This is a genomic window from Pseudomonas migulae NBRC 103157 (assembly GCF_002091715.1).
In the GTDB taxonomy this organism is placed as follows: Bacteria; Pseudomonadota; Gammaproteobacteria; order Pseudomonadales; family Pseudomonadaceae; genus Aquipseudomonas; species Aquipseudomonas migulae_A.
The window spans coordinates 38,189-52,461 of sequence record NZ_BDAG01000045.1 but is presented as its reverse complement, the minus strand read 5'-3'; the positions used below and the strand labels follow the sequence as shown (position 1 = coordinate 52,461).

Annotated in this window: 13 protein-coding genes and 1 pseudogene; 2 read left to right on the top strand and 12 right to left on the bottom strand. The window is 59.2% G+C overall.

Annotated elements, in window-relative coordinates; translation table 11 throughout:
- Positions 1-226: 226 nt before the first annotated feature.
- The 9 genes from PMI01S_RS26275 to PMI01S_RS26235 all read right to left on the bottom strand — a co-directional run bounded on the left by PMI01S_RS26275 (position 227) and on the right by PMI01S_RS26235 (position 7,481).
- A complete protein-coding gene (locus PMI01S_RS26275; protein ID WP_084323012.1) occupies positions 227-832 on the bottom strand; it encodes an START domain-containing protein in 606 nt (201 codons plus the stop codon).
- A gap of 41 nt (positions 833-873) precedes the next feature.
- Positions 874-1,128: a YkgJ family cysteine cluster protein gene (locus PMI01S_RS26270; protein ID WP_084323011.1), complete on the bottom strand. Its 255-nt coding sequence runs from the start codon at positions 1,126-1,128 to the stop codon at positions 874-876.
- Positions 1,129-1,293: 165 nt separating this feature from the next.
- Positions 1,294-1,767, bottom strand: a complete 474-nt coding sequence (locus tag PMI01S_RS26265) for a translation initiation factor 2 (RefSeq protein WP_084323010.1) — start codon at positions 1,765-1,767, stop codon at positions 1,294-1,296.
- Between the two features lie 98 nt (positions 1,768-1,865).
- Positions 1,866-3,305, bottom strand: a complete 1,440-nt coding sequence (locus PMI01S_RS26260; RefSeq protein WP_084323009.1) for an aminotransferase-like domain-containing protein — start codon at positions 3,303-3,305, stop codon at positions 1,866-1,868.
- Positions 3,306-3,605: 300 nt separating this feature from the next.
- On the bottom strand, positions 3,606-4,418 hold the full coding sequence (locus tag PMI01S_RS26255; RefSeq protein WP_084323008.1) for an OmpA family protein: 813 nt from the start codon (positions 4,416-4,418) through the stop codon (positions 3,606-3,608).
- Entirely contained in the window at positions 4,415-4,771 is a 357-nt protein-coding gene (locus PMI01S_RS26250; protein ID WP_084323007.1) for a DUF4398 domain-containing protein, read from the bottom strand. The genes PMI01S_RS26255 and PMI01S_RS26250 overlap by 4 nt, the downstream gene beginning before the upstream one ends.
- Positions 4,772-4,780: 9 nt before the next feature.
- Positions 4,781-5,620 carry a substrate-binding periplasmic protein gene (locus tag PMI01S_RS26245; RefSeq protein WP_084323006.1) on the bottom strand — a complete coding sequence of 280 codons (840 nt, stop codon included), beginning with the start codon at positions 5,618-5,620 and terminating at the stop codon, positions 4,781-4,783.
- A gap of 181 nt (positions 5,621-5,801) precedes the next feature.
- Positions 5,802-6,731: an electron transfer flavoprotein subunit alpha/FixB family protein gene (locus PMI01S_RS26240; protein WP_084323005.1), complete on the bottom strand. Its 930-nt coding sequence runs from the start codon at positions 6,729-6,731 to the stop codon at positions 5,802-5,804.
- Positions 6,732-7,481 (bottom strand): electron transfer flavoprotein subunit beta/FixA family protein, encoded by a 750-nt coding sequence (locus PMI01S_RS26235; protein WP_017340080.1) that lies wholly within the window; start codon positions 7,479-7,481, stop codon positions 6,732-6,734.
- Positions 7,482-8,028: 547 nt separating this feature from the next.
- On the opposite strand from PMI01S_RS26235, the gene PMI01S_RS26230 reads away from it, so the two are divergent.
- The gene (locus PMI01S_RS26230) at positions 8,029-9,693 is read left to right on the top strand and encodes an electron transfer flavoprotein-ubiquinone oxidoreductase (protein WP_084323004.1); all 1,665 of its coding nucleotides are present in this window, start codon (positions 8,029-8,031) and stop codon (positions 9,691-9,693) included.
- Between the two features lie 180 nt (positions 9,694-9,873).
- On the opposite strand, the pseudogene PMI01S_RS26225 reads toward PMI01S_RS26230, so the two are convergent.
- Positions 9,874-10,764, bottom strand: a pseudogene (locus PMI01S_RS26225) (AraC family transcriptional regulator).
- Between the two features lie 190 nt (positions 10,765-10,954).
- Here PMI01S_RS26225 and PMI01S_RS26220 point away from each other — a divergent pair.
- Positions 10,955-12,007: an NAD(P)-dependent alcohol dehydrogenase gene (locus PMI01S_RS26220; RefSeq protein WP_084323003.1), complete on the top strand. Its 1,053-nt coding sequence runs from the start codon at positions 10,955-10,957 to the stop codon at positions 12,005-12,007.
- Here the strand turns inward: PMI01S_RS26220 and PMI01S_RS26215 are convergent, their stop codons facing one another.
- Positions 12,008-12,811, bottom strand: coding sequence for an IclR family transcriptional regulator (locus tag PMI01S_RS26215; protein ID WP_084323002.1), 804 nt, complete (start codon positions 12,809-12,811; stop codon positions 12,008-12,010).
- 60 nt (positions 12,812-12,871) lie between these two features.
- The gene (locus PMI01S_RS26210) at positions 12,872-14,182 is read right to left on the bottom strand and encodes an MFS transporter (protein WP_084323001.1); all 1,311 of its coding nucleotides are present in this window, start codon (positions 14,180-14,182) and stop codon (positions 12,872-12,874) included.
- Positions 14,183-14,273: the final 91 nt, after the last annotated feature.

The window sequence follows — 14,273 nt, the reverse complement described above, 5'->3', positions numbered from 1 at the left end:
AACCCGGCATGGATGCCGGGTTAGCCGCGCACGGCCAAGGATGGCCGATCGCGGCGGGCCCACGGAGCAGGACCGGAGCGAGGGCATGCCGAGCCACAGCGAGGCACCGTACGTCAGGGGCGAGAGCGTTTGGTTACTTTGCGCTTTTCAAAGTGACCCGCCGTAAGGGCGGAACCAATAGCCGCCGTTACCACAGCAATGGATATGTACACCCAACCCAAAGCAATTACTTCTCAGCCCGCTCCTTCAGCGCCTTCAAAGTATTAAACGGCGCATCGACCACAAACTTGTTGGCCACCATCGACGGAATGCTCCCACCCGGCTCAGTGTGAACCTGATAGGTCACTTCAACCTGATCACCCTTGGGCACCAACTTCCAGAACCCATCAATCTTGGTGACCCGCACGAAACCCTTTTCTTCAGGAATGTACTTCGGCACGCCTTCCAGTTTGCGCGTCAGGCTACCGTCGGCACCTTCGGTGGTCGTGATATGCAACACCGAATCACGCGCGGTCACCGGCCATGGGGTATTGAACTGGGTGTAGGTCCAGCTCTGGTCGCCTTCATGCTTGAGCAGCTTCTGCGTTTTGCACTCATGAATCCAGGTGCAGGCGCCTACCACGTCGTCCTGGAGTGCGCGCAGTTTGGCCACGGTGGTTTTCATCAGTGTAACGCCCTGATAAGCCTTGTAGTCGGAGCCGGCCACTTCGCTCAAGGACACCTTGATGCCGTCTTCATTCTTGGCCACCTTCCAGTCTTCGGCCTGTGCGGCGGAAGTCGCCAACACAACCGTCAAACCACACAGAACAGCCATACGATGCAACGAACCCATAGTCTTATTCCTTGTTATTGAAGTTCCGTTCATAGAACACATCACGCAGCCGTCATTTGCTCCCACCAGCCCAGCAATCTGATCGCTTCGTGGCTGCTGCTTCCACAGACTTCGACATCGGCTTCGAACGCCGAACACACAGCAGGACGCTCCGGTTGGCCGAAAATACTGCACAGGTTTTCGACAGAGAGTTGTACGCAACGTTCTCCGGCGGCTTTGCCATTGGGCATGCCGGGAATCGGCGAACTGATGGAAGGGGCAATGCAACAGGCACCACAGCCTTCACGGCATTTCATGACGACGAGCTCCTCGCGAAGGGCGATGTGTTAAAGGACGGGGCACAGAGTAACCGCTAAAACAGTTGTTTTAAATTACCGGAGGCCGGGTTTTTACGCTTAACCGAACGTGACTGACCAGTCTCCGACAAAGCGTCTGGCGAACAGGTCACAGTGGGGAAGGAGTTATCGCTTGAACTCGAATTCCAGCGCGGCGCCTTCAACATCACGGCGCTCTTCGTTACGCAGTTGCAACTTCATTTCGTTGCTGATCAGTCGTCCATTAAGCTGGAAGGGAGAGCTGCCGGCCTTGTCGCCGAACATTTGTGGCAACACGGCGTCGTGCCGGGGCAACGGGACTGTACCGATCGGCTTTAACTCTTCGGCCATCTCCTCGGGCAGACTCAAATCCAGGTCAACCGAAGGCAGTTGGGTTTTCACAACCTCGCTGGCCGGTTTGGACTTGGACGCAATCGGTGGACGTTTCTTCACCTTGGCCACGTTCTTTTTGGCCGGTGCGGCTTTCTTGACCGGTGCTGTTTTTTTCGAGGCCGTGCCAGCGGCGGGTTTTTCCTGAACGGAAGCCGCCATGATGCTTTCCGCTTGGAAGGTCATCAACAGGCAGATCGACAGCCAGACGGCGGAAAAAATCGGTTTCATGGACCCAACGAAGCTAACGGCACTATCGGCAGAGGGCCATATGCTCGCTTGTTGGGCGCGACATGACAAGCTCGGGCGGGAATTACCCGCCCGCCCTTTCAAAGGCCGCCAGCCATCTCTTGGCAAAGTTGCGTGGCGAGCATGCCCAGGGTCATCAAGGCACGCTCGGCTTCACGGTTCCAGGGCGTTCCACAGTTAAGCCGAATGCAGTGATTGAACTGCTCGGTGTTACTGAAAATCAGCCCCGGCGCAATGCTGATGCCTTGTTGCAACGCACGCACGTGCAACTCTTGCGTGTTGACCCGGCCTGGCAGACTCACCCACAGAATGAAACCGCCGGTCGGCCGGGTCATCTGCGTGCCTTCAGGAAAATACTGCTGCACTGCGAGCTGGAAAGCGCTGAGGTTCTTGCGGTATTCCTGACGGATGTAGCGCAGATGCCGGTCGTAACCGCCATTTTCCAGATAAGCAGCAATGCCCATCTGCGTGACGCTGCAGGCGGAATGCGTGCTGAAAGTCTGCAGGCGCTGGATTTCCTGCTGGTACTTGCCGGCGATCATCCAGCCGATCCGCACACCCGGAGACAGGGTCTTGGAGAAACTCGAGCAATAGATCACCCGATCCAGCCGGTCGTAGGCCTTGAGCGACTTGGTGCGGCCCTGCTCGAACATCAGTTCGCCGTAGATATCGTCTTCGACCACCTGAATATCGAAATCCGAAGCCAGACGCAGCAGTTGTTTCTGACGCTCTTCGGGCATGGTGCCGCCCAGCGGATTGCTAAGGCGCGTGGTCAGCACCAGCGCTTTGATCGACCATTGATTGGCCGCCAGTTGCAGGGCTTCAAGGCTCATGCCCGTGGCCGGATCGCTGGGGATCTCGATGACCTTGAGGCCCAGCAGGTCGGCCAGTTGCAACAAACCGTAATAGGTCGGCGACTCGGCGGCGATCAAGTCCCCCGGCCGGGTCAGTACGCGCAGAGACATCTGCAAGGCATCGACGCAGCCGTGGGTGATCACCACTTCGGACGGATCGACCACCACACCGGCGTCGCGCATGCGAATGGCCACCTGGCGACGCAGCGGCTCGAAACCGGGGCTGAACATGTAGCTGAAAGCACGCGGGCTATGGAAACGGGTGACCTTGGCCAGTTGCTGATGCAGCGCCCGTACCGGCAGGTAATCGACACTGGGCACCGCCGCGCCCAAAGGGAACACGCCCTCACGCCGGGATTCGACCAACACTTGTTGAATGATGCTGCTGCGAGTGACCAGACCGGGACGCTCTACCCGGGCGATGTCCGGGGTCGGCGCAGTCAGGGCCGGGGTCTGGTGCACGTAGTAACCCGACTGCGGCCGGGCACGGATCAGCCCCTGATCTTCGAGATTGGCGTAAGCCTGCAACACCGTGGCATGGCTGACGTTGAGCTGCGAGCTCATCTTGCGCACCGAAGGCACGCGCTCCCCCGGTTGATAGACACCCCGACGGATGTCTTCGGCCAGTTGCTGAGCAATACGTTGGTAGAGCAAGAGATTGGTCATGACGCAGCACTCGATTTCACGGGCATTTTATTCTTGTGTGAAACAATACCGGAACAGTTTAGAAGTGTACGGGGACAGTTGCCACAATAGTCGACGGTACAGTGCAGTGTCAGCAAAAACTGTACTGTTTTGTGAGTTGATTAGCAGGCGTAAAAAAACCCGGCGCTGACAAGCAGGCCGGGTTTGTAGGAGCCGGCTTGCTGGCGATGGCATCACTGCGGTTTATCTGAAACACGCGTTGACGCCATCGCCAGCAAGCCGGCTCCTACCGGAGTGCGTAGATTTACCAGGAGGCGCCCATTAGCGGGCGGCGCCGAGCTGGCCTTTTTCGTCGGAGAACACAATTTCCACCCGCCGGTTCTGTGCACGCCCCCGTTCGGAGGCGTTCGCGTCCACCGGGTATTCGTCGCCATACCCTTCGACCTGGATACGTTTATCGTCGATGCCCAGGTCCATCAGCACATTGGCCACCGATTGCGCACGGTCACGGGACAGCTTCAGGTTTTCCTGCTTGCCACCGGTACTGTCGGCGTAGCCTTCGATGCGTACGACGCGCTTGGGGTTGAGCTGCAGGAACTGCACGATTTTCAACACCACGCGGTTCGCCGAGTTTTTCAACTCCGCTTCGCCGGTATCGAACAGCACGTCGCCCAGGGTCATCACCAGGCCACGATCGGTCTGGGTGGTGGCGAGCGCGACAATCTGTTCTTCGAGCCATTTGCCCTGCTGCTGCACGCTGAGCAACTTGGACTCGCGCAAGGCCAGTTGCAGGCGCTGACGCTCCAGCTCGAGCTTCGCCGCGCGCTCTTCATTGAGCACCTGATTGGTGTGCTCCCGAGCGATTTCGCTGTAGCGCTTGCTCAGGTAGGCGTAATGGACAACGTCCGAACCGCTGCCCCAATAACTGGACAGGCGATCGGCGCGGGCCAGGGACTCACCGGCGCGAATCACGTCTTTCGGCGCGATACGCAGCACGTTGGAATCTTCCTTGACCTTCTGGAAGTCGGCACTGGCATCTTGCAACGCGGTTTCGCTGTGCTGACCGGCGCAGCCATACAGGCTGGCGCAACCTGCGAGGATCAATCCGCCGATGGCGCTGGACTTGAGGCTCATTGGGCATCTCCCACTTGCTTGCGCAGACGGGTGATGCGGGTATTGAGCACGTTCAACTGCTCCTCGCTCTTAAGGGTCAGGACCTTCGCCTCGGCCAGGCGCGCATCCAGCTCAGCCTGTTCGGCCCGCATCCGCGCATGCTTGTAGGACTGGTCCGCCATGTCGCCCTGGGCACGGCTGAACTTGTCTTCGGCCAGTTTCAGTTCCGGCACCTCGTCAGCGGTGGCGCCCACGGCTTTGGCTTGTATCAGTGCCTGATCGGTCAGGCGTATTTGTTCATTCGGCGCCGGATCGGCTGCACAACCCGCCAGAGCCAGAACGGCCAGGGCAGCGAAAAGAGGTCGAATACTCACTAAAAATCCCTACTGTTTTGGGGTACTGGCGGGTTGTTGCTGTTGCTTTTGAGAGAGTTGAATTTTCCAGCGCTCGATGTTGCGCAGCAGCACGGCTTCCGTCAGTCCGGACGCGGGCAATTCTGTCATCTTTTTGGCCAGCTGTCCGCGCAACCACGGATCGTTGCAGGCGGAGTTATGGGAAACCGCGAGGAACAAGCCAGGTTTGTCGACCGGTTGTGGGCGCGCCACCAGATCATTGGCCATGCTCAGTGCCTGTGCCGCTGCCATGCCGGAGTAGCGTCCCGCGAGGACAAATTCCACTTCGCCCAAGAGCAATTTCTGAAAGGCCTGGGTCAGGTTTGGCGTACGTACGAGGGTCAATTGCTGCTCGGCGAACTTACCAAATTCCGGGGTTATTCGAGACTTTTCCGACAACGCGCCGGGGTGACCGTGGAGGTCCTGTGCTTCGTTGTAGACCAGAGACGAGTCTTTTCGGGTCCAGACCAGATAATCGTTTTCAAGCAACGCCGGATGGATGTAATCCAGGGTTTCCAGCTCGCTGACCGTCAACGGCGCATCCGCCAGCATGTCCATGCGCCCACTGCGCACTTCCTCCAGCGCCTGGGCGCGTTTGCCGGCATAGAGCATCTCGACTTTGATGCCCAACTGCTCTGCTACTTGTTGCAGCAGGTCGGCACTGGCACCGATCAGGTGCTTGGGGTTTTGCGGGTCTTGCCACAAATACGGCGGCGCATCCGGGCTGCCGGTGACCACCAGGCGTTCGCACTTGCCCGCCGCGATAGACAGCGTCGAAAACACCGTCAAACCCAGCAGCAATGACCAGCCACACACGCGGCGCAAATCCATGGCAACACACTCCACTCAAACCCGGTTATATCCCCCGCAGGCGCCGGCTTGCTGGCGATGGCATCACTGCGGTGTTTCAGATGAACCGAAGTGATGCCATCGCCAGCAAGCCGGCTCCTACAGAAGAGCAAAAAAAAAGCCCGACCAAAAGGTCGGGCTCTTTATAGGTCAAGCCGCTGGATTAGACCAGCTTCTCGAACTCAGGGATGGCTTCGAACAGGTCCGCTACCAGGCCGTAATCGGCCACCTGGAAGATCGGCGCTTCTTCGTCCTTGTTGATCGCAACGATCACTTTGGAGTCTTTCATGCCGGCCAGGTGCTGGATCGCGCCGGAGATACCGACCGCGATGTACAGCTGTGGAGCAACGATCTTGCCGGTCTGACCGACCTGCATGTCGTTGGGTACGAAACCTGCGTCGACCGCGGCGCGGGAAGCACCGACGGCAGCGCCCAGCTTGTCGGCCAGGGCGTACAGGTGTTTGAAGTTGTCGCCGTTCTGCATGCCGCGACCGCCGGAAACGACGATTTTGGCAGCGGTCAGTTCCGGACGATCGGACTTGGCCAGTTCTTCACCGACGAAGCTGGAAGTGCCAGCGTTGTGCGCAGCAGCAACCGCTTCAACAGCAGCGGAACCACCTTCAGCAGCAACCGGGTCGAAACCGGTGGCACGTACGGTGATCACTTTGACCGAAGCGTTCGACTGAACGGTGGCGATGGCGTTACCGGCGTAGATCGGGCGCTTGAAGGTGTCAGCGCTTTCAACCGAGATGATCTCGGAGATCTGGTCAACGTCCAGCTGAGCGGCAACGCGCGGCAGGATGTTTTTGCCATTGGAAGTCGCGGCAGCCAGGATGTGGCTGTAGCCTTTGCCCAATTCGGCCACCAGCGGTGCGACGTTTTCCGGCAGTTGGTGAGCGTAGGCGGCGTTATCGGCCACCAGCACTTTCGCTACGCCAGCGATTTTCGCAGCGGCTTCAGCCACGGCGCCAGCGCCCTGACCAGCAACCAGTACGTGGATGTCACCGCCGATTTTGGCGGCAGCGGCCACGGTGTTCAGCGTGGCCGGGGCCAGCACTTTGTTGTCGTGTTCAGCAATAACCAAGATAGTCATTTAGATTACCTTCGCTTCGTTTTTCAGTTTCTCGACCAGTTCAGCCACCGACTTGACCTTGATACCCGCGCTGCGTGCAGCTGGCGCTTCGACTTTCACGGTCTTGTTGGTGGAGGCGGTGGAAACGCCCAAAGCGTCCGGAGTCAGCACTTCGAGAGGCTTCTTCTTGGCTTTCATGATGTTTGGCAGGGACGCGTAGCGCGGCTCGTTCAAACGCAGGTCGGTGGTGACGATGGCTGGCAGTTTCAGGGAAACTGTCTGCGCGCCGCCGTCGATTTCGCGGGTCACGGCAACGCTGTCGCCGGACACTTCGACTTTCGAAGCGAAGGTGCCCTGACCGTAACCGCTCAATGCAGCGAGCATCTGGCCAGTCTGGTTGTTGTCGCTGTCGATGGCTTGCTTGCCAAGGATCACCAGCTGAGGCTGTTCCTTGTCGACAACAGCTTTCAACAGTTTGGCAACCGCCAGGGAAGTCAGATCTTCAGCGGATTCGACGAGGATGGCGCGGTCGGCACCCAGAGCCAGCGCGGTGCGCAGTTGCTCTTGAGCGGTGGACGGGCCGACGGAAACGACGACGATTTCAGTCGCAACACCTTTCTCTTTCAGGCGTACGGCTTCTTCCACGGCGATTTCGCAGAATGGGTTCATCGACATCTTCACGTTAGCGAGGTCGACGCCGGAATTGTCCGCCTTGACGCGAACCTTGACGTTGTAATCCACAACGCGTTTGACAGCTACAAGAACCTTCATGGATTCCTCGTTACTCTCCGGTGAAAAGAAAGTCGCCTAGGCGAACCTGGCGGTTGATGCTCATCGGGCGCAAGGGCACCTCTAAAAACGCCGGCATACGTATCAAGTGACCCTCGCTCAAGAAGTTGATGACCGTTCGTCAGTGGTGACCAACAAGTCATTCAATATCGTGGCGTGTAAACTGCGCGCCAACACCGCGCCGCGCATCACCTTGTACTGCCATCGCCCTGTCTTTAGAGGTGCTCTTGAAACCAACAGTCAGCCTACGGCGAGCGCAAAACCGACCGTATCTTGACCGGAACGCCTATTCCGGTCAATACGGCAAAATAGCCGTTCATAAGCCGCGTGACTTTGATTTCTCTGGCTTTGAGCCAATTCAAACAAACGTTTGTATTGGACGCTAGGAGTGGTGTAGATATAATGCGCCACCCAAAGAGAAAGGTGGTTCATCGATTGTCCTCTTCCCCGCTTGCGCAGGGATTCATGGATGCGACACCAAACCTCCAATTAGAAAAAAAACTGTTGAGCCTTGAGTAGGAGATAACCTGTGGAACGCGAATACATGGAATTCGACGTGGTCATCGTCGGTGCCGGCCCCGCTGGTCTTTCCGCCGCCTGCCGCTTGAAGCAGAAGGCCGCCGAAGCCGGTAAGGAAATCAGCGTCTGCGTGGTCGAAAAAGGCTCCGAAGTCGGTGCTCACATCCTGTCTGGCGCCGTGTTCGAACCACGCGCCCTGAACGAATTGTTCCCGGACTGGAAAGAACTCGGCGCCCCGCTCAACACGCCGGTCACCCGCGACGACATCTTCGTTCTCAAGAACGCCGACAGCGCGCAGAAAATTCCTGACCTCTTTGTGCCCAAGACCATGCACAACGAAGGTAACTACATCATCTCCCTGGGCAACTTGTGCCGCTGGCTGGCTCAGCAGGCCGAAAACCTGGGCGTGGAAATCTACCCCGGCTTCGCCGCCCAGGAAGCACTGTTCGACGAGAACGGCGTGGTTCGCGGGATCATCACCGGTGATCTGGGCGTTGACCGCGAAGGTCATCCGAAAGAAGGCCTGTACACCCCGGGCATGGAACTGCGTGGCAAATACACGCTGTTCGCCGAAGGTTGCCGCGGCCACATCGGCAAACAGTTGATCAAGCGTTTCAACCTCGACAGCGAAGCCGACGCCCAGCATTACGGCATCGGCCTGAAAGAAATCTGGGAAATCGACCCGGCCAAGCATCAGCCAGGCCTGGTGGTGCACACCGCCGGCTGGCCGCTGGACATCATGGGCACCGAGAACACCGGCGGCTCCTTCCTCTATCACCTGGAAAACAACCAGGTGGTGGTCGGTCTGATCGTCGACCTTTCCTACAGCAACACCTACCTGTCGCCGTTCGACGAGTTCCAGCGCCTCAAGCATCACCCGGTGCTCAAGCAGTACCTGGAAGGCGGCAAGCGCATCAGCTACGGCGCCCGCGCCATCTGCAAAGGCGGCCTGAACTCGCTGCCGAAAATGGTCTTCAAGGGCGGTGCGCTGATCGGTTGCGACCTCGGCACCCTGAACTTCGCCAAGATCAAAGGCAGCCACACCGCGATGAAGTCCGGCATGCTCGCCGCTGAATCCGTGGCCGAGGCGCTGTTCGCCGAGAAGGACGGCACCGAAGAGCTGACCACTTACGTCGACGCGTTCAAGAAGAGCTGGCTCTACGACGAACTGTTCGCCAGCCGCAACTTCGGTCCGGCGATCCACAAGTTCGGCGCCATCGTTGGCGGTGGTTTCAACTGGCTGGACCAGAACATCTTCGGCGGCAAACTGCCGTTCACATTGCACGACACCAAGCCGGATTACGCTTGCCTGAAGCTCGCGGCCGACTGCAAGAAGATCGACTACCCGAAACCGGACGGCAAGATCAGTTTCGACAAGCTCAGCTCGGTGTTCATCTCCGGTACCAACCACGAAGAAGAACAGCCTTGCCACCTGAAGCTGACCGATCCAAGCATCCCGATCGCCAAGAACCTGCCGATGTACGATGAACCTGCCCAGCGCTACTGCCCGGCCGGCGTGTACGAAGTGGTGACCAAGGAAGACGGCGAGAAGCGCTTCCAGATCAACGCCCAGAACTGCGTTCACTGCAAGACCTGCGACATCAAGGACCCTGCACAGAACATCACCTGGGTGGCACCGGAAGGTGCTGGCGGCCCGACTTACCCGAACATGTAAGTCGTACGCCTGAACAACGAGGCTCCCGAATGGGGGCCTTTTTGTTGCCCAAAATTCATACCCCAACACGGTCCCTGTAGGAGCCGGCTTGCTGGCGATAGCGGTGTGTCAGTCAACTTGTTTATTGACTGAATGGACGCTATCGCCAGCAAGCCGGCTCCTACAGGGGATTTGCAGTTGTCAGGCAGCGCGCTCATCTCCCGGATTACGCTCAAAGTAGCGCTTGTACTCGCGACTGAACTGAGACGTGCTCTGGTACCCGACCCGATGCGCCACCTGCGCCACGCCCAAACCTTCCGCCACCAGCAACGTCTGCGCCTTGAGCAACCGAAAGCGCTTCAGGTACTGCACCGGCGACAACAACGTGCTGCGCTTGAAATGCTCATGAAAGGTCGACGGACTCATGTTCGCGCAACTGGCCAGCGTCTCGACGTTCAACGGCTCGGTGTAGTGCGCATGCAAATGACTGATCGCCGCTGCGACACGGGCAAACTGCCCCTGCTGTTCCACCAGCGCACGCAACACATCGGACTGCGGCCCACGCAAGGCGACGAACAACAACTCGCGCAAGCGTGACGGCCCCATGATCTGGGCGTCCAGCGGATCGTGCAGGCAACGCAACAGTCGTTCCACGCAACCGCGCATGCCGTCGTCAAGCACTACCGAGGTCATCGACTCCGGCGTCTGCGCCGCAACGTGCCGATCAGGCACGAGTCCCATGGCCAGCACCAGCTCCCCCAGCAATACCCGGTCGATGGCCACCGAAATCCCGAGCAGCGGTGCATTCGGCAACGCATAGGTTTCGCACTCGAACGGCACCGGCTACGCTTGAATCAGATAATGCCCGGCGCCGTACTCCAGCGTTCGCGGCCCCAGATACGCCAGTTTGCTGCCCTGGGCGATGATCATCAGGCTCGGCTCGTAAATATGCGGGCCACGGGCGACATCGCAACTCGCCCGCAGAACCTGCACGCCAGGCAACGCGGTCTGGTTGAAACCGTCGCGGGTCGCCAGTGGTTCAATCAGCGAAACCAGCGCGGCATTGGCATCGAGATGACGGGTCAACAACATGGGAGCTCTTCACAAAAAAGTCGTGGAAAAAGGGATGAAAGCATCATCGCAGGTCTGATCGTCCATTTGACCAAACGAACGCTGATGCCGGAGGAATAGGCATGACACCCGGAGGAATCGCCATGGCCGCTGATCGGTGCGGCACCCAGAATGCGCCGCCTCACCTGTCACTGCTTTTGCGAGGTTCACCATGTACACCGCCATCGGATACGCCGCCCAGTCGGCCACCACTCCCCTCGCCCCGATGAAATTCGAGCGCCGCAGCCCTCGGGCCGACGATGTCGCGATCGACATTCTTTACTGCGGCGTCTGCCATTCCGACATCCACCAGGCCCGCAACGAGTGGGGCATTGCCGTTTACCCGCTGATGCCCGGCCACGAGATCGTAGGCAAAGTGACCGCCGTCGGTGCGAATGTCACCCGGCATAAAGTCGGCGATCTGGTCGGCGTCGGTTGCATGGTCGATTCCTGCCGCAGCTGCGAAGCTTGCCAGGCCAACCTTGAGCAATATTGCCTCCAAGGTCCGACCATGACGTATGCCACACCGGACCGCGTGGATGGCAGCAACACCATGGGCGGTTACTCCGACAGCATCGTGGTCAGCGAACACTTCGTCGTACGCATCCCGGAAAAACTCGCACTGGCCAGCGCCGCACCGATTCTCTGCGCCGGCATCACCACCTACTCGCCGCTCAAGCACTATGGCGTGAAGGCGGGCGACAAAGTCGGGATTCTCGGCATGGGCGGTCTCGGCCACATGGGCATCAAGTTCGCCAAGGCGATGGGCGCGGAAGTGACGCTGTTCACCCGCTCGGCGAGCAAGGCAGAAGAAGGTCGTCGCCAAGGCGCGGACCACGTGATCGTGTCCACCGATGCCGAGCAGATGAAGGCGGCGGCGGGTTACTTTGACTTCCTGCTGGACACCATTCCGGTGCAGCATGACCTTAATCCCTACCTCGACACGTTGCGTTTTGACGGCGTGCACATTCTGGTCGGGTTGATCGAACCGGTCGATCCACCGGTCCACGCCGGCAAACTGGTGATGAGCCGTCGCGTGCTGGCTGGCTCGCTGATCGGCGGCATCGCCGAAACCCAGGAAGTGCTGGATTTCTGCGCCGAGCACAACATCACCTGCGACATCGAGATGCTCGACATTCGCCAGATCAACGAGGCTTACGCCCGCATGATTGCCGGTGACGTGAAGTACCGTTTCGTCATCGACATGGCGACGCTGAAAGTCTGATCAGACCTTGGCGCCAAGCTCTGCCGAGAGCCGGGCTGTGACCCCTTTGATCAGGGGGATCAGCTCGGCCATTTTTTCCAGCGGCATGTACGGCACGGTGCTGGCGATGCTGATGCCGGCAACGATGCGTTTGCTGGCATCGCGGATCGGCGCCGCCACGCAGCGGATCGACGGTTCGTTGTCTTCCAGATCGAAGGCGTAACCACCCGCCACGTACTCGACCATGCGTTGCTGAAACTGCTCCCAGGATTGCTCCGGGTGCTGCGGCCAGAACTGATTTTTCCCACCCGCCGGCAAGCTGACTTCGTACAGCCGTTGCCATTCTTCCTGCGTGTCATCCAGCATCAGCGCCTTGCCGATCCCGGTGCGCGCCAAGGGCATGCGGTGGCCGACCCGGGAACGCATTTCCGGTCCGTTGCGTCCTGGATTCTTGTGCAGGTACAGCACCTCGTCGCCCTCGCGAATCGCCAGGTGGATGGTGTCGCCGGTCAACGCCGACAGCTCGTCCAGATACGGCCCGGCCAACGTGACCAGCGGCAATTCTTCACGCGCCTGAAAGCCCAATTCGATCAGCTTCGGCCCCAACAGATACCCGACTTGCGGCACCACGCGCAGATAACGCTCGTCCACCAGGCAACTGGCCAGACGATGGGTGGTGCTGCGTGTCGTGCCGATCAGCCGGGCGATTTCCTTGAGATCGCGGGCGCCACTGGCCACGGCCTGAACCACACCCAGACCGCGAAGCAGTGTCTGAGTGCCGGTCGGAGCAGCGTCCTTGGCGGTTTTTGGGGCGTCTTCCTGCATATCCAGCCTTTACCGTTGAGCGAGGGAACGGGCGGCATTATGGTCGCCCGATGGCTGCGACTACAACTTGATACGTTCGACCTTGCCCACCAACAGAATGTAGGAAAGTGCGCCAATCAACGCCAGAACCGAGATATAGGTAATCGCGGGGGCAAACGAATTACCGCTGGCGAGGAAGCCGATGACGATCGGTGTGGTGATCGCCGACAGGTTGCCGATGAAATTAAACACGCCGCCGGTCAGCCCCAACAAACGTGCCGGTGCCAACGTTGAAACCAGTGACCAGGTGATCGAGGCGAGCCCGTTACCGAAGAAGGCCAGCGCAAGGAAGGCAATCACCAGCGGCGTCGATTCGACGAAGTTGGCGCCGATGATCGAAGTGGAAATCAGCAAGCCGCCAATGATCGGCAGCTTGCGGGCGAAACCCACTGAGTAACCGCGGCGGATCAGGAAGTCGGAAAAGAACCCGGAACAAAGCACGCCGACGAAGGCCGCGAGAAACGGCAGCGACGCCAGCAGGCCCGACTTGATAAAGTCCATGCCGCGGTATTTCACCAGGTAGGTCGGGAACCACGTCAGGAAAAACCACAGCGTCGAGTTGAGGCAGAACTGACCGAGGTAGATGCCCCAGAGTTTGCGTTGGGTCAGGACGATGCCGAGGTCGGTCCAGCTGAATTTCGCCTTGGCCTTGGCGGTCTCGGCCTGGATATCCACCAACCCGCCACCCTCGCGGATCAAGTCGATTTCGGCGTCATTGGCGCCCTTGAAATCCCGCGGTTCGCGATACACCGCGTACCAGATCACCGCCCAGAGAATGCCCACCGCACCGGTGCTGACAAACACCATGTGCCAGCCAAATTCATGCTGCAACCAGGCGAGAACCGGCGTCAGGAATGCCAGGCCAACGAACTGGCCGGACGTGTAGAAACCGATGGCTGTGGCGCGTTCGCGTTCCGGAAACCATGTGGTCACCACACGGCTGTTGATCGGATACGCCGGGGCTTCAAGCGCACCAACCGCCATGCGCAGGACGAACAGCGCGATGAAGCTGGCGGCGAAGCCGAGCATCACCGTAGCGATCGACCACAGCAGCAATGCGACGCTATAGAGAATGCGCGGCGGGACGCGATCCACCAGCCAGCCGCCGGGGATTTGCATGGCGGCATAGGTCCAGCCGAACGCCGAGAAAATCAGCCCGACGTGGATCGGGTCGATGCCCAGATCGCTGGTCAACGCCGGGGCGGCAATAGAAAGATTGCTGCGGTCCAGGTAGTTGATCACCACGGTGATAAACAGCAGCACCATGATGAAAAAACGCTTGCGGCTGGGCGCCGCCAACGACGCCTGCCCGATGAGGGTTTGCGGTTGCATGGGGATTGCCTCTTCTTATGTTTATTGAGGTCGTTCTGAAGACGTGCACGAACCCTGTAGGAGCCGGCTTGCTGGCGACGGCGGTGTGAAG

Excerpts from the sequence above, each read along its gene's own strand:
- PMI01S_RS26260 (WP_084323009.1), bottom strand. The coding sequence starts at position 3,305 with ATGACCAATCTCTTGCTCTACCAACGTATTGCTCAGCAACTGGCCGAA.
- PMI01S_RS26220 (WP_084323003.1), top strand. The coding sequence starts at position 10,955 with ATGTACACCGCCATCGGATACGCCGCCCAGTCGGCCACCACTCCCCTC.
- PMI01S_RS26210 (WP_084323001.1), bottom strand. The coding sequence starts at position 14,182 with ATGCAACCGCAAACCCTCATCGGGCAGGCGTCGTTGGCGGCGCCCAGC.
- PMI01S_RS26270 (WP_084323011.1), bottom strand. The coding sequence starts at position 1,128 with ATGAAATGCCGTGAAGGCTGTGGTGCCTGTTGCATTGCCCCTTCCATC.
- PMI01S_RS26215 (WP_084323002.1), bottom strand. The coding sequence starts at position 12,811 with ATGCAGGAAGACGCCCCAAAAACCGCCAAGGACGCTGCTCCGACCGGC.
- PMI01S_RS26235 (WP_017340080.1), bottom strand. The coding sequence starts at position 7,481 with ATGAAGGTTCTTGTAGCTGTCAAACGCGTTGTGGATTACAACGTCAAG.
- PMI01S_RS26265 (WP_084323010.1), bottom strand. The coding sequence starts at position 1,767 with ATGAAACCGATTTTTTCCGCCGTCTGGCTGTCGATCTGCCTGTTGATG.
- PMI01S_RS26245 (WP_084323006.1), bottom strand. The coding sequence starts at position 5,620 with ATGGATTTGCGCCGCGTGTGTGGCTGGTCATTGCTGCTGGGTTTGACG.
- PMI01S_RS26240 (WP_084323005.1), bottom strand. The coding sequence starts at position 6,731 with ATGACTATCTTGGTTATTGCTGAACACGACAACAAAGTGCTGGCCCCG.
- PMI01S_RS26275 (WP_084323012.1), bottom strand. The coding sequence starts at position 832 with ATGGGTTCGTTGCATCGTATGGCTGTTCTGTGTGGTTTGACGGTTGTG.
- PMI01S_RS26255 (WP_084323008.1), bottom strand. The coding sequence starts at position 4,418 with ATGAGCCTCAAGTCCAGCGCCATCGGCGGATTGATCCTCGCAGGTTGC.